Origin of the sequence: Domibacillus mangrovi (assembly GCF_001906925.1) — a bacterium.
Taxonomy (GTDB): domain Bacteria; phylum Bacillota; class Bacilli; order Bacillales; family Domibacillaceae; genus Domibacillus; species Domibacillus mangrovi.
On sequence record NZ_MRWQ01000001.1, the window covers coordinates 364,828 to 388,139 of the forward strand.

20 protein-coding genes, 1 other RNA gene and 1 other annotated feature are annotated in these 23,312 nt (G+C 43.1%); of the genes, 2 read left to right on the top strand and 19 right to left on the bottom strand.

Annotated elements, in window-relative coordinates; genetic code table 11:
* Nucleotides 1-9 precede the first annotated feature (9 nt).
* Complete coding sequence (locus BLL40_RS01870; RefSeq protein ID WP_073710199.1) at nt 10-1,143, bottom strand: cysteine desulfurase family protein; 1,134 nt, start codon at nt 1,141-1,143, stop codon at nt 10-12.
* A 12-nt stretch (nt 1,144-1,155) separates the two neighbouring features.
* Complete coding sequence (gene cymR, locus BLL40_RS01875; protein WP_073710200.1) at nt 1,156-1,575, bottom strand: cysteine metabolism transcriptional regulator CymR; 420 nt, start codon at nt 1,573-1,575, stop codon at nt 1,156-1,158.
* A gap of 195 nt (nt 1,576-1,770) precedes the next feature.
* Between cymR and BLL40_RS01880 the strand changes: the two genes are divergently transcribed.
* A complete protein-coding gene (locus BLL40_RS01880) occupies nt 1,771-3,042 on the top strand; it encodes a replication-associated recombination protein A (RefSeq protein ID WP_073710201.1) in 1,272 nt (423 codons plus the stop codon).
* Between the two features lie 188 nt (nt 3,043-3,230).
* On the opposite strand, the gene BLL40_RS01885 is transcribed toward BLL40_RS01880, so the two are convergent.
* The 10 genes from BLL40_RS01885 to BLL40_RS01930 form a co-directional block, all read right to left on the bottom strand.
* Nucleotides 3,231-3,992: a tRNA threonylcarbamoyladenosine dehydratase gene (locus tag BLL40_RS01885; protein WP_073710202.1), complete on the bottom strand. Its 762-nt coding sequence runs from the start codon at nt 3,990-3,992 to the stop codon at nt 3,231-3,233.
* A 36-nt stretch (nt 3,993-4,028) separates the two neighbouring features.
* Nucleotides 4,029-4,215, bottom strand: a non-coding RNA gene (gene ssrS / locus BLL40_RS01890) — 6S RNA.
* A 92-nt stretch (nt 4,216-4,307) separates the two neighbouring features.
* Nucleotides 4,308-6,080 (bottom strand): aspartate--tRNA ligase, encoded by a 1,773-nt coding sequence (gene aspS / locus BLL40_RS01895; protein ID WP_073710203.1) that lies wholly within the window; start codon nt 6,078-6,080, stop codon nt 4,308-4,310.
* Complete coding sequence (hisS, locus tag BLL40_RS01900) at nt 6,081-7,358, bottom strand: histidine--tRNA ligase (protein WP_073710204.1); 1,278 nt, start codon at nt 7,356-7,358, stop codon at nt 6,081-6,083. It abuts the gene before it with no gap.
* Nucleotides 7,359-7,419: 61 nt separating this feature from the next.
* Nucleotides 7,420-7,628 (bottom strand) — a binding site (T-box leader).
* Between the two features lie 109 nt (nt 7,629-7,737).
* Nucleotides 7,738-8,181: a D-aminoacyl-tRNA deacylase gene (dtd, locus tag BLL40_RS01905; RefSeq protein WP_073710205.1), complete on the bottom strand. Its 444-nt coding sequence runs from the start codon at nt 8,179-8,181 to the stop codon at nt 7,738-7,740.
* Nucleotides 8,182-8,198: 17 nt separating this feature from the next.
* Entirely contained in the window at nt 8,199-10,397 is a 2,199-nt protein-coding gene (locus BLL40_RS01910; protein ID WP_073710206.1) for a RelA/SpoT family protein, read from the bottom strand.
* A 117-nt stretch (nt 10,398-10,514) separates the two neighbouring features.
* A complete protein-coding gene (locus tag BLL40_RS01915) occupies nt 10,515-11,030 on the bottom strand; it encodes an adenine phosphoribosyltransferase (RefSeq protein ID WP_073710207.1) in 516 nt (171 codons plus the stop codon).
* Nucleotides 11,030-13,369 (bottom strand): single-stranded-DNA-specific exonuclease RecJ, encoded by a 2,340-nt coding sequence (gene recJ, locus BLL40_RS01920; RefSeq protein WP_073710208.1) that lies wholly within the window; start codon nt 13,367-13,369, stop codon nt 11,030-11,032. Before recJ ends, BLL40_RS01915 begins: the two co-directional genes overlap by 1 nt.
* A gap of 281 nt (nt 13,370-13,650) precedes the next feature.
* A complete protein-coding gene (gene secDF, locus BLL40_RS01925) occupies nt 13,651-15,915 on the bottom strand; it encodes a protein translocase subunit SecDF (RefSeq protein WP_073710209.1) in 2,265 nt (754 codons plus the stop codon).
* Nucleotides 15,916-16,030: 115 nt separating this feature from the next.
* Complete coding sequence (locus tag BLL40_RS01930; RefSeq protein WP_083566196.1) at nt 16,031-16,345, bottom strand: post-transcriptional regulator; 315 nt, start codon at nt 16,343-16,345, stop codon at nt 16,031-16,033.
* 98 nt (nt 16,346-16,443) lie between these two features.
* On the opposite strand from BLL40_RS01930, the gene spoVB reads away from it, so the two are divergent.
* Nucleotides 16,444-17,958, top strand: a complete 1,515-nt coding sequence (gene spoVB, locus BLL40_RS01935) for a stage V sporulation protein B (RefSeq protein ID WP_073710211.1) — start codon at nt 16,444-16,446, stop codon at nt 17,956-17,958.
* A gap of 45 nt (nt 17,959-18,003) precedes the next feature.
* Here the strand turns inward: spoVB and yajC are convergent, their stop codons facing one another.
* The 7 genes from yajC to BLL40_RS01970 form a co-directional block, all read right to left on the bottom strand.
* The gene (gene yajC / locus BLL40_RS01940; RefSeq protein WP_073710212.1) at nt 18,004-18,273 is read right to left on the bottom strand and encodes a preprotein translocase subunit YajC; all 270 of its coding nucleotides are present in this window, start codon (nt 18,271-18,273) and stop codon (nt 18,004-18,006) included.
* Nucleotides 18,274-18,305: 32 nt separating this feature from the next.
* Nucleotides 18,306-19,445, bottom strand: coding sequence for a tRNA guanosine(34) transglycosylase Tgt (gene tgt, locus BLL40_RS01945; RefSeq protein WP_073710213.1), 1,140 nt, complete (start codon nt 19,443-19,445; stop codon nt 18,306-18,308).
* Entirely contained in the window at nt 19,432-20,490 is a 1,059-nt protein-coding gene (gene queA / locus BLL40_RS01950) for a tRNA preQ1(34) S-adenosylmethionine ribosyltransferase-isomerase QueA (protein ID WP_073710214.1), read from the bottom strand. Before queA ends, tgt begins: the two co-directional genes overlap by 14 nt.
* Before the next feature lie 14 nt (nt 20,491-20,504).
* Nucleotides 20,505-20,711: a DUF2905 domain-containing protein gene (locus BLL40_RS01955; protein ID WP_073710215.1), complete on the bottom strand. Its 207-nt coding sequence runs from the start codon at nt 20,709-20,711 to the stop codon at nt 20,505-20,507.
* Nucleotides 20,708-21,715, bottom strand: coding sequence for a Holliday junction branch migration DNA helicase RuvB (ruvB, locus tag BLL40_RS01960; protein ID WP_073710216.1), 1,008 nt, complete (start codon nt 21,713-21,715; stop codon nt 20,708-20,710). The genes BLL40_RS01955 and ruvB overlap by 4 nt, the downstream gene beginning before the upstream one ends.
* Before the next feature lie 18 nt (nt 21,716-21,733).
* On the bottom strand, nt 21,734-22,348 hold the full coding sequence (ruvA, locus tag BLL40_RS01965) for a Holliday junction branch migration protein RuvA (protein WP_073710217.1): 615 nt from the start codon (nt 22,346-22,348) through the stop codon (nt 21,734-21,736).
* An 82-nt stretch (nt 22,349-22,430) separates the two neighbouring features.
* Nucleotides 22,431-23,237, bottom strand: coding sequence for a uroporphyrinogen-III synthase (locus BLL40_RS01970; protein ID WP_083566200.1), 807 nt, complete (start codon nt 23,235-23,237; stop codon nt 22,431-22,433).
* Nucleotides 23,238-23,312 lie beyond the last annotated feature (75 nt).

Sequence of the window (23,312 nt, forward strand, 5' to 3'; positions counted from 1 at the left end):
ACTCTCTTTCTATGCTAGCCGCTTGACAATTTCAGCCGTTTTTACCGCAGCCCGCTCAATTTGTTCTTTTGTATTATTTAATCCGAAGCTGAACCGGATCGATGAGCGCAATTTATCAGAATCTATACCGAACATCGCCGTTAATACGTGAGATGGCTCTATAGACCCTGCTGTACACGCCGAACCGCTCGATGCTGCGATTCCTTCCATGTCAAGATTAACGAGAAAGGCTTCAATATCCACCCTTGGAAAAAATAAGTTTAGCACATGTGCAAGTGACTGTTCAACTTTGCTGTTTACAGAAAAGTCGATGCCCTGTTGCGCTAATGTTTCAATGAATATCGATTTTAATTCTTTGTATTGATTCGTTCGCTTTTCCATCAACTGAACAGCAATGGAAGCAGCCGTAGCCATCCCAGCAATGGCTGCGACATTTTCCGTTCCAGCCCGGCGTTTTCGCTCTTGCTCACCTCCATATAAAAGAGGCAACAGTGGTAATCCTGCCTTTGCATACAAGACGCCGATCCCTTTTGGGCCATTAATTTTGTGGCCCGAGATGGCTAGAAAATCAACATTTAATTCCTGAACATTAATTGGTAATACACCATACGCTTGAACAGCATCTACATGAAATACGGCCGAATGTTCTCGGAGTAGATCGCCAATTTCTTTCACAGGCTGTATGGCGCCTGTTTCGTTGTTTCCATACATAATTGAAACGAGAATCGTATCCTCACGGAGTGCTTTTTCTACATCCTGAGCGCTGACGACACCCGATTCATCTACTGGCAAATATGTAAGGTCGAACCCTTCTTTTTCAAGCGCTTCGCACGCGTGTAAGACAGCATGATGTTCTATCGCTGTTGTAATGATATGACCCGCTTTTTTCAAACGAGCTGTACCAAAAATAGCTAAGTTGTCTGCTTCTGTACCACTTCCCGTGAAAATAATGTCATTATGTTCTGCATGTATTGTGCCGGCAATCACCGTCCGTGCTCCGTCGATAATACGGCGCGCATCACGTCCAAAAGTATGGATGCTTGATGGATTGCCGTATGTGCTCGATAACACATCAAGCATCACTTTTGCAACATCCGGATGAACGGGTGACGTGGCGGCGTGATCTAAATAAATTCGTTCCATTTTCACACCCCGTTAAATATAAAACATGTACGCATCAGATTCATCGGTTGCCGTATGGTTCGCCAGATCATCGAGCGTTGTATTTTCAAGCACATTTTTAATGGCCTCACTAATCCGAATCCAAAGCTCACGTTTCGCCGGTTCTTCTTCTTCAATTCCTTCAACGAGCGTAATCGGCCCTTCAAGCACACGGATGATGTCGCCTGCTGTAATCGTTTCCGGCTCATGACCGAGTACGTAACCCCCGTATGCACCACGAATACTGCGAACAAATCCTGCATTGCGGAGCGGCGCAATAAGCTGCTCTAAATAATGTTCTGATAAATTGTGTGCTCCCGCGATCACCCGCAATGATGTCGGTCCGTCACCGTGTCTTTTGGCGAGTTCAATCATAATCGTTAATCCGTAACGTCCTTTAGTAGATATTCTCATATTTCACACCTCTTCTTTTCAATTCGAGCATTTAGCTATTATTTTATCCATCATTCGTTCACGATTTTTATTTATTACATAATAACTCTAATCACATGCTTATCATAGTATACCATTTCATATAAACAAAAAACATGCCGGAATACTATGGATTATGATACAGTGAGACAATATACAATGATTGGGAGGGTTTTTATGAAGCCGCTTGCCTACCGGATGCGGCCGCGTACGATTGATGAAGTCGCCGGCCAGGATCATTTAACTGGAGAGGGGAAAATTATTCGCCGCATGACAGATGCAAAGCAATTGTCATCGATGATTTTATATGGACCACCCGGCACCGGGAAAACGTCCATTGCCGGTGCGATTGCCGGCAGCACGAAATATGCGTTCCGGATGCTAAATGCCGTCACCAGTAACAAAAAAGATATGGAAATTGTGGCAGCTGAGGCAAAAATGTCAGGCAAAGTCATTTTGCTATTAGACGAAGTGCATCGTTTGGATAAAGCGAAACAGGATTATTTACTGCCTTTTTTAGAAAATGGGATGATTACGCTGATCGGTGCGACGACAAGCAACCCTTATCATGCGATCAACCCAGCGATCCGCAGCCGCTGTCAAATTTTCGAGGTGAAGCCGCTCACACCTGATGCAGTGAAAAAGCTGATTTTGCGCGCACTTGACGATTCAGAACGCGGTCTCGGTTCCTACAAAACCGATGTAACAGACGAAGCACTCAATCATTTTGCCGAAGCATCTGGAGGTGATGTGCGCAGTTCATTAAATGCGCTCGAGCTTGCCGTCACATCAACACAGCCAAACTCGGATGGTGTCATTCCGATTACACTTGAAGCAGCCGAAGAATGTTTGCAGCAAAAAAGCTTTGCGCACGATAAAGATGGGGATGCACACTATGATGTGTTAAGCGGCTTGCAGAAATCAATTAGGGGCAGCGATGTCAATGCAGCACTTCATTATTTGGCGCGGCTGATTGAAGCGGGTGATCTCGTCAGTATTGCCCGTCGTTTACTAATCATCGCCTATGAAGATATCGGCCTTGCAAGCCCTCAGGCAGGTCCCCGTACGCTTGCGGCTATTGAAGTGGCAGAAAGGACGGGCTTTCCCGAAGCACGCATTCCACTTGCCAATGCCGTTATTGAACTTTGTTTATCTCCAAAATCAAACACGGCTTATAAAGCGATTGATGCAGCCATTGCGGACATCCGTGCTGGACGCGCAGGCGAAATACCTGCTCACGTAAAAGACGCAAGTTATAAAAGTGCCAGCAAACTTGGACGCGGTGTAGATTACAAGTACCCGCATGATTTTGAAAACGGCTGGGTCCCTCAGCAATATTTACCAAATACACTAAAAAACAAGCGCTACTATGATCCAAAAATGACCGGTAAGTTTGAACAGGCATTAGCCAGTGTATACGAGAAAATTGAAAAAGGAAAAAAAGTGTGAACAAATAGCTTTATGACTAAATTTAAATAAGCGTAAACAATAAAACCCTGGACGCTGTATACCGCATCCAGGGTTTTCATTATGCTGCGACATCACGTTTTGAAAAAAAACGAAAACTCAGATGGAATTGAAATAAACAGAATGAGATGGAACATGAACAAAAAACCATCCTGTTTTAAAGGATGGCATTAATCATTTACGCGGGCTATTTTAATGTCTTTTAACACTTCCCGTACGACATAGCTCGCCATAATTAATCCAGCGACAGATGGAACAAATGCGTTGGACGCCGGCGGCATTTTCGCTTTGCGAATTTCCGCGTCATCATTGCCAACAACCTTGCGTACATCTTCGCGAATAACAATTGGGCTTTCATCAGAAAAGACGACAGGTATGCCTTTTTTAATGCCTTCTTTCCGAAGGCGTGTCCGAATCACCTTTGCAAGAGGATCCGTGTGCGTTTTGGAAATATCTGCAATGGTAAAACGGGTTGGATCCATTTTATTGGCTGCACCCATGCTTGAAATAATCGGTATATCACGTTTTAAACATTCTATCATTAAATGAATTTTGTATGAAATTGTATCAGATGCATCCACAACAAAATCAAGATTATAATTAAAAAATTGTTCATACGTTTCTTCTGTATAAAACATTTTCAGCGCGATAACTTCACAGTCTGGATTAATATCCGCAATACGCTCTTTCATTAAATCCGCTTTTGGCTGGCCGACTGTTGATAATAGTGCAGGCAGCTGGCGATTTATATTTGTAATATCAATAACGTCTTTGTCAACGAGAATTAAACGACCAACACCCGAACGGGCAAGGGCTTCTGCTGAAAACGAGCCAACGCCGCCAATTCCGAGCACGGCCACTGTTGTATGTTTTAATAAATCAAGCCCTTCTTTTCCGAAGGCTAGTTCATTTCGTGAAAATTGATGAAGCATGTACACTCACTCCTGTTTTGGACATAAAAAAAGACGGCGAATCCCAATTATGCCGTCGTGTAAGATTATATGTTTTGAACCCGCTCACTCGCAGGTGGGTGCCCTGCTTTAGTCGTTGCAAGTCCCCGCAAAGGGCATGTGCGCTGTCCAAAAACCCGGACTCCCTAAACATATTGCGTTCGGTCAAAACAGATAGAAAAACTAACGTACACATCAGGATTCGCCTTTCTGATTACATACTATCATACGTTTTTTCAGCAGTCAACTCTAGAAACTTAATTAATCAGAAAATTTAAAATATTTACTTCTTCTTTCTTATTTAGCTGTTTGACGTACACGCAAATGTAATTCTTCCAGCTGTCCTTCAGATACTTCACCCGGTGCATTTGTCAAGACACATGAAGCACTCGCCGTTTTCGGGAAAGCAATCGTGTCACGTAAATTTGTACGGCCGGCAAGAAGCATAACCATACGATCAAGACCTAAGGCAATCCCGCCATGCGGAGGTGTACCGTATTCAAATGCTTCAAGTAAGAATCCAAATTGCTCTCTCGCTTGTTCGTCTGTAAATCCAAGTAGTTTAAACATTTTTTCTTGAATATCGCGTTCAAAAATACGGATTGAACCGCCCCCGAGTTCATAACCATTCAAGACGATATCATACGCTTGCGCATGAACAGCACCTGGATCTGATTCGAGTTTATCCAAATCTTCACGGGCAGGCATCGTGAACGGATGGTGAGCCGCATAGTAACGTCCTTCTTCTTCATCATACTCAAGAAGCGGCCAGTCTGTCACCCAAAGGAAGTTGTATTTTGATTCATCGATCATGCCCAGTTCTTTTCCAAGTTTCAAACGAAGAGCACCTAAAGCATCCGCAACGATTTGCTTTTTATCCGCTACAAACATAATTAAGTCTCCTGTTTTGGCGCCGGCTGTTTCAAGCATTTTTGCCTGTTCTTCTTCTGTAAAGAATTTAATGATCGGACCTTTTAATCCATCCTCTTCGACTTTAAGCCAAGCAAGACCTTTTGCGCCATATATCGCTGCAAATTCAGTCAAATGATCGATGTCTTTACGTGAATATTTCACACCGCCGCCTGGTACGTTAAGTGCTTTTACTTGACCTCCAGATTCAACAACCTGCGCAAATACTTTAAAACCGGAGCCGCGAACAACATCCGCCATATCAATAAGTTCAAGAGCGAAACGTGTATCAGGCTTGTCAGATCCGAAACGATTCATCGCTTCGGCGTATGTCATGCGTTGGAATGAATCCGTAATGTCAATATTTTTCACACGTTTCACAACACGTTTTAGCATTTCTTCTGTCATTTGCATAATATCTTCCTGACTCATAAAGCTCGCTTCAATATCTACTTGTGTGAATTCAGGTTGACGGTCTGCACGCAAATCTTCATCACGGAAGCAGCGGGCGATTTGATAGTAACGGTCAACACCAGATACCATCAATAACTGTTTGAAAATTTGCGGCGACTGCGGCAATGCATAAAATTCACCTGGATGAACACGGCTTGGCACTAAATAGTCACGGGCGCCTTCTGGTGTTGATTTTGTTAAAATCGGTGTTTCAACATCAAGAAAGCCACCGTCATCTAAATAATCACGGATTGTTTTTGTTACGTCGCTGCGCATTTTCAACGTATCAAACATAACCGGACGGCGAAGATCCATGTAACGGTATTTCAAACGGATGTCTTCTGATACTTCCATGCCATCTTCAATCATAAATGGCGGTGTTTTCGCTTCGCTTAATACATTGATTTCTGTTACATGTACTTCAATCGTACCTGTTGCAATGTTTTCATTAATCGTTTCCGCGTCACGCTTCACAATTTTCCCTTTAATATCAAGCACGTATTCATTGCGTACTTTTTCAGCGATGGCAAGTGCTTCTCCAGAAATTTCTGGGTTAAACACGATTTGCATAATGCCTGTACGGTCGCGTAAATCGATAAAAATGACGCTTCCTAAGTCACGGCGGCGCTGCACCCATCCTTTTAATGTTACTTCTTCTCCAATATGCTGCTCGGTCATTTCACCGCAATAATATGATCTTCCAAACATTTAGTTCGCCTCCATTTTTGTTTTCAAATAATCTGTCAGCTCTGAAAGTAAAACATTGTCCTGTGATCCTTCTGCCATATCTTTTACTGTAATCCTTTTTTCAGCTAGCTCGTCTTCACCGAGAATAGCCGTGAATCTTGCTTTTTGACGGTCAGATGCTTTCAGCTGTGCTTTCATTTTCCGGTCCTGATAGTCGCGGTCTGCTGAAAGTCCAGCTGTTCGAAGTTCGTGTACGAGAGCGACAGAATGGTCCTTTGCCTCCATACCGATTGCGACGATAAAACAATCCAATCCACTGTCAACTGGCCACTCGGTCCTCTCTGCTTCCATTGCAGCAATAAACCGTTCAATACTGAATGCAAATCCGATACCTGGTGATTCTGGTCCGCCAAGATCCTGTACGAGGCCATTGTAACGGCCGCCGCCGCAAAGCGTCGTAATCGCACCAAACCCTTCCGCTTCGCTCATCACTTCAAAAGCGGTGTGATTGTAATAATCAAGACCGCGAACGAGCTTCGGATCAATCGTATACGCTATGCCAATTGCATCCAAATAACTCGTCACTTTCGCAAAATATGCTTTTGATTCATCGTTTAAGTAATCAAGAATCGACGGTGCCGTTGCCATAAGTTCATGATCACGATCTTTTTTGCAATCAAGAATGCGAAGCGGATTTTTTGCCAGACGCGTCTGGCAGTCTGTACAAAATTCATCGATGCGTGGCTCAAAGTGTGCAATGAGCGCTTCTCGGTGCGCATTCCGGCTTTCAGCATCGCCCAGTGAATTGATGACAAGTTTGAGCTTTTTCAGTCCCGCTGACTTATAAATATCCATGATAAGCGCTATTACCTCAGCGTCAATCGCCGGGTCTTCACTGCCTATTGCTTCGACACCGAACTGGACAAACTGACGATAGCGGCCAGATTGCGGACGTTCGTAGCGGAACATCGGACCTGTATAAAATAATTTAGTCGGCTGATCTGGTATGCCGAACATTTTATTTTCAACAAATGAACGGACAACAGCTGCCGTACCTTCTGGACGAAGAGTTAAACTTCTTTCGCCACGATCTTCAAACGTGTACATTTCCTTTTGAACAATATCGGTTGTATCCCCGACACTTCTCGTAAATAGTTCTGTATGCTCAAATATTGGTGTCCGAATTTCCTTATAGTGATAACGGCGGCATACATCTTTTGCAATCGATTCAATATACTGCCATTTTTCCGATTGCCCTGGTAAAATATCTTGTGTGCCGCGTGGAACCTTCACTGACATGTTCATTCCTCCTCATGTATGTATATAAGCACATAAAAAAACTTCCATCCCTACAAATATTTGCAGGGACGGAAGTTTTCCGCGGTGCCACCCTCGTTAAAGCCGAAGCTTTCACTTTTTTGATAACGCAATACGCGGTTTTTCCTACTATTATTCAGAAAAACGCCTCAGAAGTGTCTTTTCATGAAGATGCACCGTAAATGCTCTCAGTCTTGGCATTTTTCTCTGTCCGGTCAAGCTTTCATTACTTTTCTTCATCAATGGCTTTTATAATTAGATACATGATCATGACTTCCTGTCACAACGCCTTTATAACCTGCGACCTGCAAAGCCCAATGAAAGAATTATAAAAAACTTTTGCCTATTTTTCAAGCACGATTTACGCTTTGCTATCGAGAATGAGCGTGACAGGTCCATCGTTGACAAGCGATACATCCATCATAGCACCAAATACACCCGTTTCCACGTGTACACCTTTTTCCTGTATCATATTGTTAAACTGTTCATATAAAAGATTCGCTTGTTCACCGCCAGCTGCCGCCATAAAATTCGGACGGCGGCCCTTTTTGCAGTCACCATAAAGCGTAAATTGTGAAACAGATAAAATCGAACCGCCACGGTCAAGCAGCGATTCATTCATTTTGCCGCTTTCATCTTCAAAAATACGCAAGTTGATGACTTTTTCTGCAAGCCAGGCAGCGTCTTTGTCTGTATCGTCATGTGTAATACCAACAAGCAAAACAAGGCCCGATTCAATGCTCCCTGCTACTTCTCCATCTACTGCTACAGATGCTTGTTTACTTCGCTGTAAGACAATTTTCATTTGCATAACACCTTCTATCAATTCATAATTCGACGGACTGCATAAATCTCTGGAATTTGCTTCACACGTTCAACCACTTTTTGCAAATGATTCACGTTGCGTATATAAATGGACATATCAATTTTCGCCATTTTATTGCGATCAGACCGTCCAGACACTGCGGAAATATTCGTTTTTGCTTCACTGACTGCCTGAAGTACTTCATTGAGTAGTCCCTGGCGGTCATAGCCAGAAATTTCGATATCCACCAAATACTCTTTCTGGTTTGCGGCACCCGATTCCCATTCAACTGAAATAAGCCGGTTTTCCGTATCTTCCTCTGCCTTGACGTTCGGACAATCTTTACGGTGAACAGAAACACCGCGACCTTTCGTAATATACCCAACAATTTCATCACCGGGAACTGGATTACAGCAGCGAGATAAACGAATAAGTAAATTGTCGATCCCTTTCACTGTTACGCCAGCATTTTTCTTTTGAGCGGAGGGACTCGGCGGTGCTTTAATTTCTTTGACGACTTCTTGATTAGCCACTTCTAAATCGCGCCGCTTCCGCAATTTTTCTGTTAGTCGGTTTGCGACTTGTAAGGCAGTAACGCCATTGTAACCAACTGCCGCATACATATCTTCTTCATTTAAAAAGTTGAATTTTTCTGCGACACGTTTTAAATTTTGCTGCGTGATGACTTCTTTCACATCAAATTCCATGGCTTTAATTTCACGTTCCACCATTTCGCGGCCTTTTTCCACATTTTCTTCACGGTTTTGCTTTTTGAAAAACTGGCGGATTTTATTTTTCGCCTGCGATGTCTGAGCCATTTTAATCCAATCTTTGCTTGGACCGTACGAATGTTTCGATGTGAGCACTTCCATAATATCGCCTGTTTTTAATTTATAATCAAGTGTAACCATTTTACCATTCGCTTTTGCACCGATCGTTTTATTGCCAATTTCCGAGTGAATTCGGTACGCAAAGTCAATGGGCACAGAACCCGCAGGTAGTTCCAACACATCGCCTTTCGGTGTAAAAACAAACACCATATCGGAAAATAAATCAATTTTCAATGATTCCATAAATTCTTCGGCATCCTGTGATTCGTTCTGGAAGTCAAGAATCTCCCTGAACCAGGTCATTTTCTTTTCAAACGATGAATGTTCATCTACTGTGCGGCCTTCTTTATACGCCCAATGTGCCGCTACCCCAAACTCAGCAATACGATGCATCTCTTTCGTGCGGATCTGTACTTCAAGCGGGTCCCCTTTTGGACCGATGATCGTCGTATGAAGCGACTGGTACATATTTGTTTTCGGCATCGCAATATAATCTTTAAACCTTCCAGGCATCGGTTTCCAACACGTATGAATAATGCCGAGTGCTGCATAGCAGTCTTTAATGCTGTCTACAACGATCCGGACTGCGAGCAAATCATAAATTTCATTGAATTGCTTATGCTGAATTGCCATCTTCCGGTAAATACTATAAATATGTTTAGGTCGACCAGAAATTTCCGCTGTAATATCCATATTTTTAAGACCAGTCCGCATCTCATCAATAACATCGTCTAAATATTGCTCTCGTTCATCGCGCTTTCGCTTCATTAAATTCACAATCCGGTAATATTGCTGCGGATTTAAATAACGGAGTGCTATATCTTCAAGTTCCCATTTAATTTTCGACATTCCGAGACGATGAGCGAGCGGTGCAAAAATTTCCAATGTTTCATTGGAAATGCGGCGCTGTTTTTCCTGCGGCAAATGTTTCAATGTCCGCATATTATGAAGACGATCAGCGAGCTTAATTAAAATAACCCGGATATCTTGTGCCATAGCGATAAACATTTTCCGGTGATTTTCCGCCTGCTGCTCTTCTTTTGATTTGTATTTAATTTTTCCTAGCTTTGTTACACCGTCGACAAGCATCGCTACTTCCGGATTGAACACATCCGTCAAATCCTGCAGTGTAACTTCTGTATCTTCCACCACATCATGAAGAAAGCCTGAAGCCACCGTCGCCGGGTCCATTTCTAAATCAGCAAGAATACCGGCTACTTGAATCGGGTGAATTATATATGGCTCACCTGATTTGCGGAACTGATGCTTATGAGCCTCTTTTGCATATTCATATGCTTTACGGACAAATTCGACGTGTTCCGCGTTCAAATAGCTACGAGTCAAGTCAATGACCTGATCGGCGGTTAATATCTGGTCTTTCGCCATATGCTTTGTTCACCTTCGCCCTTTCAGAAAAAACTAATTGTTCTTATTATCGAAAAAAAAGTGCAGGATGTAAAGCTATCCTGCACTTTTTTTATGATTCGGGCTTATTTTGTCAAATCACTCGTAAGTAAGGAGGGTTAAAATATCATATCCATCCAGATTCGCACGGCCATTCAAATAATTTAATTCAATTAAGAATGCAATGCCGGCTACGACGCCGCCTAGCTGCTCAACCAGTTTGATTGTTGCATCGATCGTACCGCCTGTTGCAAGTAAATCATCCGTGATTAATACGCGCTGGCCAGGTTTCACCGCATCTTTATGAATCGTCAATACATCTTTTCCATACTCAAGGCCATATTCTACTTTGATCGTTTCACGGGGCAATTTGCCTTCTTTACGAACAGGAGCAAAACCAACACCAAGAGAGTATGCTACTGGACAGCCGACGATAAAACCACGCGCTTCCGGACCAACTACGAGATCAATTTCTTTTTTACGCGCATACTCAACAATTTGATCCGTCGCATAACGGAACGCATCGCCATTGCCCATTAACGGTGTAATATCTTTAAATTGCACGCCTGGCTTTGGCCAATCCGGCACGATGTTAATATAGTCTTGTAAATTCATTACGTTCGTTCCTCCCTGTATGAAGCAGGCTGTTTGATCCATTCATCGATCACGTCTTTCAGTTCACGATAAGACGAATATAGAAGCTTCTGTTCTAGCTTATATTGCGTCTGCTTACGGTTGTATGCAGGTGATTCGCCTAAATCACGCTTTTCTGCCCCTTTTTGCACTTCAATCTTTCCTTCGTTTATTTTAATAAACCCAAGCTCTAAAAACACTTTTGACATGAAACGAATTGTATCATACGACCAGCCTTGCTTTTTGGCAAATAAATCACCTTGATTTTTCACATCAAACGATTCTCGTTGATTCAAAAAGGCATAATATCGTTTGAAATGATCACGCGTCGGTATTGTACTGAAAAAATGGCCTTCCCGGCTATTAAAATGCGCATAAATACGAGCCGGATTTTTACCTCTGAGAAGAGCTTGAATGATCGATTCGTCTTCCGGTAAATCAATGAATACAACATTCTTTTCATCAATTGATAAGGCAGCCGCTTCAGCGATTGTTGTCAACGTATAAATAGATGGATCTGCTGTTTTTATTTTTGTTGAAAATACAATGCCCATTCGGTTTTCCGGTACATCCGCATACCATTTTGATACCGGCTGTCCACCGCGCATATCAAACAATTGACAATCATCCACACGCATATCACGAAGCATAAGCTGCGGACGGCGCATATTATTCCATTCGTTGATTGACAGCTCACCGATTACTGAAACGTCGGACGTTTTGGCAATTTGATCAGCATATTCACCCATGCCAAATCCGACACCGTCAATCGTCTGCCCCTCTCGTTCCAGTGCTACTTTTAAATGCGTCTGGTTCGCTCCGATTTTTTTCATCGTTGCCAGTTTCACATCTTTAATAAAAAAAAGTGGCCTCGAGTTATTCATACCGAATGGTGCTAATTTTTGCAGTTCTTCAATGCTCTGTACGGATACATCAACTATATCCGCCTCCGCATCAACATTCACAATGGGTATAAAATCTTCTTCTGTTAATGTTTCTTTAGCCATTTTCACCATTCTACTGCGCAATTCATCCACATCATCAATCGATAATGTCATCCCTGCAGCCATTGGATGGCCGCCAAAATGAGGTAAAATATCACGACAAGCAGATAAGCTTTGAAATAAATCAAACCCTTTAATACTTCGGGCCGAACCTTTCGCGATGCCTTTTTCACGATCAAAGCCAAGCACGATTGCCGGGCGATAAAACGTGTCCGTCAATCGTGAAGCGACAATGCCGACGACACCTGGATTCCAGCCTTCTTTGCCAACAATAATAACTGGAAATTGATCAGGTGGATAATCACGGTTCACGATGTCAATCGCTTCTTTCGCCATTTCGTTGACAATGGACTGCCGTTCTTTATTCATTGCATCAATTTCTTCTGCAAGCATGAGCGCTTCTTCCATATCTTCGGTCATCATTAAATCAGCGGCAGGTCCAGCATCATCTAGACGCCCAGCTGCATTAATCCGTGGCCCGATCATAAAACCGACTGTTTCTTCGTTAATCGAAGACTGTTCTGTCCCCATTTGCTTGCACATGGCAATGATGCCCGGACGATCGGATTGGCGAAGAGCTGCTAGCCCTTTTTTCGCCAGCAATCTGTTCTCCCCATTCAATGGCACAAGGTCTGCAATCGTACCGATAGCTGCAAGATCCAGTAATTGCTCCGGCACTTGTCCATACAGTGCATGGGCCACTTTGAATGCAACACCCACACCTGCTAAATAACCAAATGGGTACGATCCATCAGGATGTTTCGGATGAATAATTGCAAGTGCTTCAGGTAATTTGGGACCTGGTTCATGGTGATCGGTAATGATTAAATCAATGCCAATTTCTTTGGCTACTTGCGCCTCATGAACAGCTGAAATACCTGTATCAACTGTTATAATTAAACCGAATCCACTTTCTTTCGCATTGCGGAAAGCCTGTTCATTCGGTCCATACCCTTCTGTAAATCGGTTTGGTATGTAATAATCTGCCTGAATGCCATAATCGCGAAGAGCTGTCATTAAGACAGCCGTACTGCTTACACCATCGGCATCATAATCACCAAAAACAAGAACAGGCTCATTGTGTTCTTTCGCCTGCTTCATTCGTCCAATTGCTTTGTCCATATCTTTTAATAAATATGGATCGTGAAATGAAACTCCTTCTTCATATAAAAATGCACGTGCCTCTGAAACATTATCAATGCCGCGGCTTAAAAGCAATGAAGCCGCAAGTGGGCTCATCTCGATTTCCGTAGCGAATTTTTCATTTTTTTGCCGATCCATATCACGAACGATCCAGCGCATTTTCGATTTCAACATAAATTTCACCCCATAACCCTCTCATTATACGGCGCACTTTCCCAATTGACAACAACGAGAAAAAACCGGTGTCAAAACAGGGTTTTATTCGTCTTGACACCGGTTTATTATTCACCACCCCAGATTAACCGAGTTGAATTTGCTTTAGGAAAATCCATTTTACCGTACTCTAGCCTCAAGTCATGCATGTCTTTTTTCATTGTCCATCCGGATAATCGATTCAAATGAACCATTTGTTCAAATAAAAAAAGCGAGGGCCGTTAATCCCCCTCGCTTTTTGCTTATACTTGAAGCTCATCTTTATTCATATTTTTTTCTTTATACGTAATGAGCTTTCCTTTCTTCTTCAATTCTTTCTTTTTCCAAATGAGCCAGCATTGAGCAGCAATAAAAATAGATGAATACGCACCACCGATTAAACCGATAAGCAGCGCAATCGAGAAGTTCAAAATAGACGGGCTGCCGAAAATAATCAGTGCGATAACCGCAATGACAACCGTTAAGACTGTGTTGATAGAACGTGCCAACGTTTGACGCAAACTCTTATTGATAATTTCATCCAGTTCTTCTGGCGCTTTAATGACTCGTTTTTTCGCTAAGTTTTCCCGTATCCGGTCAAATGTCACGATCGTATCATTAATCGAGTATCCGACAATCGTCAAGACCGCCGCAATAAATGTAATATCGACTTCCAGACGCGTTATGCTAAAGAAAGCAATGATGAAAAACACATCATGCAAGAGCGCAAGGATCGCGGCTACACCCATGTAGATTTCGAAGCGTAAAGCCACATATAAAATAATCCCAACTGCTGCAATTGCAAGTGCCATCATAGCGTTTTTCGCCAGTTCTTTTCCGACAATAGGTGAAACGGTACTTACATTTGGATCAGCACCAAACGTCTCACCGAGAGCGGTTTTCACTATCGCGATATCATCTTGCGACAACGTTTCTTTAAATCGAGCGGAAGCAATAGTGTCATCTTCGCCGCCAATCGTAATTTTTTCTGCTACAAAACCGAGCTTATCGAGTTCCGCTTCGACCACCTGTTCAGTCAGCGGCTTATTTGAAAGCAATTCCATGCGTGAACCGCTTGAGAAATCAATGCCAAGATTTAAGCGAAAAACACCGAGTACAATCATTCCAGCTACAATCGCCACTGCAGACAATACAAACAGTTTTCGATGATGTCGAACAAAATCGATCTTGTCAAATTTTGTCGTCAAATCGAGCGCATCGTACCCTTTACTGATCGGGTGAATATCGGATTTCTTCACTCCAAACAATCCCGGTTTATCTTTCAGCCAATTGCTGTTCACAAGGAGGTCCAAAAGTAAACGCGATCCCCATACGGCAGTAATAAAACTCATTAAAATACTAATAATAAGGACTGTTGCAAACCCTTTAACCGAGCTTGTCCCGAAATAAAAGAGTACGCCGCCGGCAAGGAGTGTTGTCACGTTCGCATCGAGAATCGTTAAAAATGCATTTTGGCTGCCTGTATGGAAGGCAGCTTTCACCGAACGGCCAATTTTTAATTCTTCTCGAATCCGCTCATACGTGATAATATTCGCATCGACAGCCATCCCGACACCGAGAATAAGTGCGGCAATACCAGGTAATGTTAACACACCATTCATTAAATCGAAGATAAGCAGAACAAGGTAAATATAGACGGATAATGTCACAATAGCGACGGCACCAGGTACGCGATAATACAACAGCATAAATAAGAAAATGATCGCTATCCCAACAATACCGGCAAAGACCGTTTGATCAAGCGCCTGTTCACCGAACTGAGCACCAACAGATGTCGAATAAATTTCATTCAGTTTTACTGGAAGGGCACCCGCATTCAATAAATCAGCAAGAGATTGGGCTTCTTCAACTGTGTAACTTCCTTCGATCGTAACTTGGTCAGAACTCAATACTTCATTCACATTAGGATTGGATAAAAATTTCGGATTTTCTTTTTGGATCTCCGATGCGTAAGAGTCGACTCCCTCTTCAAAATCAAGCCAAATTACGAGCTGATTATTTGGAGCCTTCGCTAATATTTCTTCTGTTACCTTTTTGAACTTGTTGCTATCTTTTAACTTTAGTACAATGTTAGGCTGGCCCGTTTGAGTAAAAGATTGATCAGCCCCTCCTTCTACTAAATCACTTCCATCCAGCATCAATTTATCATTCACATCACGAAATGAAAGATTCGCCTGTGTAGAAAGAATACTGCGGGCCTCTTCCTGATCTTCCACACCCGCGAGCTGAACACGAATTCGGTTTCCATTTTCCACTTGAATGCTCGGTTCACTTACGCCGAGCACATTGATTCGCTGATCAAGCGCTTTTGATGTGTCAGAAACAACACTCTCGGTTATTTTCTGTCCCTCTTTCGCAGGCTGCACTTCATACAACACTTCAAATCCGCCCTGCAAATCAAGACCGAGTTTAATATTTTTGACAATATCTTTTGCTGTTCCACTCATCGTACCAAATAGGACAAGTACAACAAGAAAAAAGGCAATGATCCGGCTTCGCTTTACCATTTCAATCTTCACTCCTTAACAGACTTAAAAACCAGTTAATTAAAAAAATTCCGGTAACGAACACCAGAATTCATCAGCACAATTCATTATGAATGAGAAAAAAGAGACTGTCAATTTACACACTATTTTTACGCGGTTCAAATAGTTTCGTCATTTCTTCATCTGAAAGCGGTGTACCCCATTCTGGTGATTTATAAGCGCTTACTTGTGTGAAACTCATATAATCACCCGGCTTCACGGATAATATATCCGAAACTAGTTTAGAAACTGCCGGTTTTTCCTGTACAATTTCCCATTTCTTTTTCGTTAAATAATGCCAAAGCGTTTGAATACTGACTGTATGATAATCAAATAGCTTAAATTCTTCCACTTTACTAACCAATGCAGGTAAAAGGTTTCGGTAATATGTGTCATACGGATGTTTGTCCATCAATCATGCCCCCCTGTCATGCTCGTCCCTCTTTGTACATATATCTCATTATACAATATTTTCTTTACAATTACTTTCCAAGAAAAGGCGGTGGCACATTGTCATCATTTATAAAAGGAACGATGTGGCTGGCAGGGGCCATTTTCCTCGTAAAAATACTCGGTTTCGTAAACAGAATGATCATTGCCCGTTTAATTGGCGAAGAAGGGATCGGCCTGTATATGGCCGTATTTCCCGCATTTATTTTAACCGTCACAGCTGTCCAATTTGGATTGCCTATTGCTGTCACAAGAAGTGTTGCAGCTGCTGAAAATGATCAGCAGCGAAAACACATTTTAATGAGTTCTCTTTTTTTCACCTTATCGCTTGCATGCATTTTCACACCGCTTCTTTGCTTGCTTGCACCACATCTTGCTGAAACGCTTTTTCATGACAAACGTGCTGTTTTTCCTCTTTATGCGATTGCACCATCTATTCCGATTATAGCCATTTCATCGATTTTACGTGGTTATTTTCAGGGCATGATGAATATGAAGCCTGCTGCACTATCACAACTAATCGAGCAGGTCGTGCGGATTGCGCTTATTATTGTCTCCGGACGCATGCTTCTGCCATACGGGATTGAATATGCGGCCGCCGGAGCGATGGCTGCTGCTTCTGCCGGTGAACTCGCTTCACTTCTTTATTTGCTTGGGGCGTTTCGTCCAGATTGGCAGAAGCTGCGGAAATGGCCTGGGAAAAGAACAAATCGTCGGTTGACTAATGAATTAGCTGAAACCGCTCTGCCGGCAGTTGGCAGTCGACTGATCGGATCAGGTGCCTGGTTTTTGGAGCCGATCGTTGTCGTCAAAAGTCTAGCCATTGCCGGACTGACTGCAGGCGCAGCCATGAAAGAATATGGTGTGTTAACGGGCTACGCACTCCCACTTATGTTTTTGCCGTCTTTTTTAACACTTGCACTATCTTCTTCACTCGTTCCAGACATTAGTGAATCATTCAGTAAAAAAAAGTACAGCGCGATTGCCTGGCGTATTAATGAATCCATCCGGTTTTGTTTTTTTTCAGGCGGCTTTGCGGTGATTGTTCTATTTTTATTTTCAAAACCGCTCATGTCCATTATGTATCATACTGAAAAAGGAGCCGATTTAATTCAACTTATGGCGCCATTTTTCCTTTTATATTACTGCCAAGGACCTCTGCAAGCTGTCCTGCAAGCATTAAATTTGTCCCGTGCTGCGATGATGAACAGCTTGTTCGGTAATGCTGTAAAACTATGCGTCATCTTTTTATTCGCTAAGGAGCCCCAGTTCGGCATTACCGGTGCCGCCATCGGAATTGCATCAAGTATTGTGCTCGTCACACTTCTTCATACAGCATCCATGCTAAAAGCTGTTCCGATGAAATTGCAATACGGTCTTTATATAAAAATGATGCTCCTTGTTGTCTTTACATATTTGGCAATGGACGCAGTTACGCCATTTTTATATAAACCACCCGTTCCCCACCTTTTAAGCGGCATTCTCTCTTGTTTCATTATGTATGTATTGGGCGCGGCTGCTCTTGGTATTTTCAAGAAAAAAGATATTTCCACACTGCTGTTCTGGCGTTCGTAACAAAAACAGCCTCTAGAAGCAATAGCTCTAGAGGCTGTTTTAGGATTAAATGCTGCCTTTATCGACAACTTCCCGTATAGATGCGCGGTCATACGTTAAGCGTGTACCGTCACCGCATACGATCGTGATCGTTTTTTCATCAGAGGATTCGATTCTACCGTGAAGTCCACCAATCGTGACGATTTTATCTCCCTTTTGCAGGTTGTTTTGCATTTCTGACACTTGGCGCTGGCGCTTTCGTTGTGGACGGATCAACAAGAAATAAAACAGCGCAAACATAACAATTAATGGTAAAAACTGTGATAATTGATTCATATTTTTTCACTCCTTTCCAAAAACAGAAGACGTCAAAAGTTTTTTGCATCCGGACGGTTGAAACCGTATTGCTCAAAGAACTCCTCGCGGAAATCACCAAGCCGGTCCTCACGGATCGCTTGACGTACGTTTTCCATTAAGTTTACCAGAAAATGAAGATTATGATAAGTAGTAAGTCGAATTCCAAACGTTTCATTGCAATGAAGCAGATGACGAATATAAGCACGTGAATAATTTTTACACGTATAACAGTCACAATTTGGATCGAGTGGACCAAAATCACGCGCATATTTTGCATTTTTTACAACGAGACGGCCTTCACTTGTCATTAATGTGCCATTGCGGGCAATGCGTGTTGGCAGCACGCAGTCAAACATATCAATGCCGCGCATCGCTCCATCAATTAATGAATCAGGTGAACCGACACCCATTAAATAACGTGGCTTATCTGCCGGTAAATGTGGCGTTGTAAAATCAAGCACACGATTCATAATGTCTTTCGGTTCCCCAACGGACAAACCGCCAATCGCATAGCCTGGGAAATCAAGCGATACGAGATCACGCGCACTTTGACGACGTAGTTCCTCGTATTCTCCACCCTGCACAATGCCAAACAATCCTTGGTCTTCAGGACGCTTATGCGCAGTTAAACAGCGTTCTGCCCAGCGAGATGTACGTTCAACCGATTTTTTCATGTATTCATATTCAGCTGGGTACGGCGGACACTCATCAAACGCCATCATAATGTCAGAACCGAGTGCATTCTGGATATCCATTGCTTTTTCTGGGGATAAGAATAATTTGTCTCCGTTTATATGGTTGCGGAAATGAACGCCTTCTTCTTCAATTTGTCGGAATTTACTTAATGAAAAGACTTGGAAGCCGCCAGAATCCGTTAAAATAGCGCCATCCCAATTCATAAACTTATGGAGGCCACCTGCTTCTTGCACAATGTCATGACCCGGGCGAAGCCATAAGTGGTACGTGTTACTCAGTAAAATGTTCGCGCCCATTTGCTTAATGTCTTCTGGTGACATTGTTTTTACCGTTGCGAGCGTGCCGACTGGCATAAATACGGGTGTTTCAAAGCTTCCGTGCGGCGTATGAACGCGGCCTAGCCGTGCACCCGTCTGCTTGCACGTTTTAATCAGTTCATATTTAATGGCTGTCATCGTCAGTCTCACCTTTCGTATCGATAATAAGCATCGCGTCACCAAAGCTGAAGAAGCGATACTGTTCTTTTACGGCTTCAGCGTATGCCTTTAGCACTTCTTTTTGTCCTGCGAGCGCACTTATTAACATAATAAGCGTTGATTTTGGCAAATGAAAGTTCGTAATCATCCCATCAATTGCACGAAATTCAAACCCTGGATAAATAAAAATATTTGTCCATCCATTCGATTCTTTTACAGCACCGTCATCACGCGCTGCTGTTTCTAGCGTGCGGACAGACGTAGTTCCGACAGCAATCACACGTCCGCCGTTCTCTTTCGTTTCACGAATCGCATCTTCCGTCTGTTTCGAAATGGTATAATACTCCGCATGCATATCATGTTCTTCAATCGTATCCACTGATACTGGGCGGAATGTTCCGAGACCGACGTGCAGCGTAATAAACTCAACGCGTACGCCTCGTACTTTTAATTCATTTAACAGCTGTTCTGTAAAATGAAGCCCTGCCGTCGGTGCAGCTGCAGATCCACGTTCTTTTGCATAAACTGTCTGATAGCGGTCTTTTTCTTCAAGCTGTTCTTTTATATAAGGAGGAAGCGGCATTTCGCCAAGTTCATCAAGCACTTCATAAAAAATACCCTCGTATTCAAAGTGAAGCATACGGCCGCCATGTTCTTTTTCAGCGGTGCACACAGCGCGAAGTTTTCCATCGCCGAACGAAATGATGCTGCCTTCTTTAATACGCTTCGCCGGTTTCACAAGCGTTTCCCATACATCTTTTTCGTCCTGTTTTAAAAGAAGGACTTCGATATTCGCACCAGTTCCTTCTTTTACCCCATGAAGACGAGCCGGAAGTACTTTTGTATTATTCAAAACAAGCAAATCGCCAGGCTGTACGTAATCAGCAATATGTTTAAATACGTCATGTTGGATGTCGCCCGTTTGTTTGTCCAGCACCATCATCCGGCTTTCCGCACGTTGCAGGAGCGGTGTCTGCGCAATAAGCTCTTCCGGCAAATCAAAATCAAAATCTTCTACTTTCATGTTCACACCTCTAATTATTTCCATTTTCCAACCAGATAAAATATAAGCGACAGCACAATGCTTGCAACAATCGATGTGACAATTGGAAAATATATGGTTGCATTTTCTTTTTTAATAATAATATCGCCGGGCAGCCGGCCAAGTTTTGTAAATTGCATCAAAATACCAACGACAAGCAGAATAGCGCCAATGATCATGAATAGTTTACCCATTCCAGTCATTGTGCCGGTATCTCCATATGAAAATGTTCATAGGCAGCCGGCAGCGCAGCACGCCCACGCGGCGTTCTTTGCAGGAAGCCGATTTGTAATAAATACGGCTCATACACATCTTCAATCGTTGTTGATTCTTCTCCGATGCTCGCCGCAAGCGTATCAAGTCCAACTGGCCCTCCTTTAAAACGGCTAAGAATGGTCGTGAGCAGTTTATGGTCAATATGATCGAGCCCAAGACGATCGACTTGCAGCAGTTCAAGTGCCTCATTTGCTTTATCAAGCGTAATATTCCCATCACCGCGCACTTCCGCATAATCACGTACACGTTTTAATAGGCGGTTCGCTATTCGCGGCGTGCCACGTGAGCGGCGTGCCAGTTCTTCCGCTCCTTCTTCTTCGATCATGGTACCGAAAATATCAGCCGTCCGCAGCACGACATCCGTCAACTGTTCTGTCGTATAATATTCAAGCCGTGAATGAACACCAAATCGGTCCCTAAGCGGGGCAGACAAGGCACCTGCACGCGTCGTCGCACCAATGAGCGTAAACGGCGGCAAATCAAGGCGGACAGAGCGCGCTTCCGGCCCTTTGCCGATCACAATATCAAGACAAAAATCTTCCATCGCTGGATACAATACTTCTTCTATTGAGCGGGGCAGACGATGAATTTCATCAATGAACAGCACATCACCCGGTGCAAGAGCCGTTAATACAGCAGCCAGATCCCCCGGTCGTTCAATTGCTGGTCCCGACGTTGTTCGGAATCCGGCAGCCATTTCGTTCGCAATGACGGCAGCCATCGTCGTTTTCCCGAGTCCCGGTGGTCCGTACAATAATACATGATCCAGTGTTTCTTCTCTTTTTAAAGCCGCTTCGATAAAAATAGACAAATTTTGTTTTACTTGATCCTGTCCAATATATTGATTTAGTGTTTGCGGACGGAGCGACTGTTCTTCAAACCGCTCATCAGCTCCAGCACCACCTGAGAGTACGCGATTATCCTCCAGCATATAGAAAGCCCTCCCCTTTTATCCAAGCAACAGCTGCAGCCCTTTTCGAATGTAGTCATCCGTTGACATCACGCTTTCTTTTTCAAGGCGTGCGGAAATACGTTTAATTTCCCGCACAGAGTATCCAAGTGCTTCCAGTGCGAGAAGCGCTTCTTCCAACTCCATATTCCCTGGCTCTAAGGCCACTGCTTCTTTTTCAAGCTGAAATAGACCTGAAGACGCGTCAAATGTTACACCGTCCAACTTTCCTTTTAAATCAAGAATCATCTGGCGCGCTGTTTTTTTACCAATACCCGGAAACTTTATTAAATAGGGTTCGTCTTCCCGTTCAATGGCGCCGACTACATGTGATGGCTCCCCTGATGCAAGTACGGCAAGCGCTCCTTTTGGTCCGATGCCAGATACACTGATCAGCTTTTCAAACAGCCGCTTTTCCTCTGATGTCATAAATCCAAACAAAAGCTGTGCATCTTCCCGCACATGATGATACACATAAATAGTCATAGTTGTTTGTTCATATTTTGAAAACGCAAACGGATTTGGCGTTAAAAGACGGTATCCAATGCCGCTGTTTTCGATCACAATATATTCTGGTCCAATGAATGAAATAGAACCTCTTATGTACTCGTACAATTTTTCGTCTCCTTTAAACACGATTCGTTCATTCTATCATACCATACACGGGCTAAGAAGGAAACGTTTGTTCCTAAAATAGTCAATTAGCTTTATAATACTCATCGATAGCGACAATTAATGCGCCCATCCGTTCATGCTCTGGTGCGACGACACGTGTGACCCCATGCTCGTGTAACGTCCCTGTCGTCACTTTTCCAACGGATCCAGCTAAGGCTATTTCATTAAATGCTTTTGCCAAATCAGTTGACAACTGGCGTTTTTCCGCCTCTTGAAACAGCACGCGTACTTGTGGGGTAGCCGTAAATAGTACTGCTTCAATCTCACCTGCAATTACCTCATCGACAAGCTGTCTGACCATCGCTGGATTCGGAACAGTCGTTTTATAGGGCAGTACGCATGATAAATTTGCTCCTTTTTCGACCAACGTATTTTCAAGAGCAGGGACAGGTTCGCCATGCAATTGCAAAAAAACATTGCGGCCGCTAAATGAAACGTCCTGAAGAGCGTGAAGCAGTCCTGCATTTGTTCCATCCCCATCGACAATTTCAGGTGTGAATCCATACTTTTTCAATGCCTGAACCGTTTTATATCCACGACTGGCAATACGTGATGCGCCAATAACTTGTATGAATTCATCAAGCAATCCGATTGATTCAGCTGCTTCAAATAACGTATGGGTACCAATACCTGTTGTGAAAATACTCCAGTCCGTTCCATTTTGCGTAACAGACTTAATAGCTGCTTTCATTTCTTCCGGTGTGCACTTGATTGTTTCCTGCAACGGACGCTCAAGCGGGATGCCGCCTTTTTTTTCAACCATCGTGCACATTTCATCCATTTTTCTTGAACCCGTAATCGCTATTCGCTTCTCATATAAGTTTCCCACATTTTTTCCCCGTTTCTCTTTTCTTTTAATACTATCTTTTTCGCTTGCATTTTTCCATGAAAAAGGCGGTTCAAC

What these genes read in the sequence shown, in the direction of transcription:
- BLL40_RS01870 (WP_073710199.1), bottom strand. Translation starts at nt 1,143, where the DNA reads ATGGAACGAATTTATTTAGATCACGCCGCCACGTCACCCGTTCATCCG.
- cymR (WP_073710200.1), bottom strand. Translation starts at nt 1,575, where the DNA reads ATGAGAATATCTACTAAAGGACGTTACGGATTAACGATTATGATTGAA.
- BLL40_RS01880 (WP_073710201.1), top strand. Translation starts at nt 1,771, where the DNA reads ATGAAGCCGCTTGCCTACCGGATGCGGCCGCGTACGATTGATGAAGTC.
- BLL40_RS01885 (WP_073710202.1), bottom strand. Translation starts at nt 3,992, where the DNA reads ATGCTTCATCAATTTTCACGAAATGAACTAGCCTTCGGAAAAGAAGGG.
- aspS (WP_073710203.1), bottom strand. Translation starts at nt 6,080, where the DNA reads ATGTTTGGAAGATCATATTATTGCGGTGAAATGACCGAGCAGCATATT.
- hisS (WP_073710204.1), bottom strand. Translation starts at nt 7,358, where the DNA reads ATGTCAGTGAAGGTTCCACGCGGCACACAAGATATTTTACCAGGGCAA.
- dtd (WP_073710205.1), bottom strand. Translation starts at nt 8,181, where the DNA reads ATGAAAATTGTCTTACAGCGAAGTAAACAAGCATCTGTAGCAGTAGAT.
- BLL40_RS01910 (WP_073710206.1), bottom strand. Translation starts at nt 10,397, where the DNA reads ATGGCGAAAGACCAGATATTAACCGCCGATCAGGTCATTGACTTGACT.
- BLL40_RS01915 (WP_073710207.1), bottom strand. Translation starts at nt 11,030, where the DNA reads ATGAATTTACAAGACTATATTAACATCGTGCCGGATTGGCCAAAGCCA.
- recJ (WP_073710208.1), bottom strand. Translation starts at nt 13,369, where the DNA reads ATGTTGAAATCGAAAATGCGCTGGATCGTTCGTGATATGGATCGGCAA.
- secDF (WP_073710209.1), bottom strand. Translation starts at nt 15,915, where the DNA reads ATGGTAAAGCGAAGCCGGATCATTGCCTTTTTTCTTGTTGTACTTGTC.
- BLL40_RS01930 (WP_083566196.1), bottom strand. Translation starts at nt 16,345, where the DNA reads ATGGACAAACATCCGTATGACACATATTACCGAAACCTTTTACCTGCA.
- yajC (WP_073710212.1), bottom strand. Translation starts at nt 18,273, where the DNA reads ATGAATCAATTATCACAGTTTTTACCATTAATTGTTATGTTTGCGCTG.
- tgt (WP_073710213.1), bottom strand. Translation starts at nt 19,445, where the DNA reads ATGACAGCCATTAAATATGAACTGATTAAAACGTGCAAGCAGACGGGT.
- queA (WP_073710214.1), bottom strand. Translation starts at nt 20,490, where the DNA reads ATGAAAGTAGAAGATTTTGATTTTGATTTGCCGGAAGAGCTTATTGCG.
- BLL40_RS01955 (WP_073710215.1), bottom strand. Translation starts at nt 20,711, where the DNA reads ATGACTGGAATGGGTAAACTATTCATGATCATTGGCGCTATTCTGCTT.
- ruvB (WP_073710216.1), bottom strand. Translation starts at nt 21,715, where the DNA reads ATGCTGGAGGATAATCGCGTACTCTCAGGTGGTGCTGGAGCTGATGAG.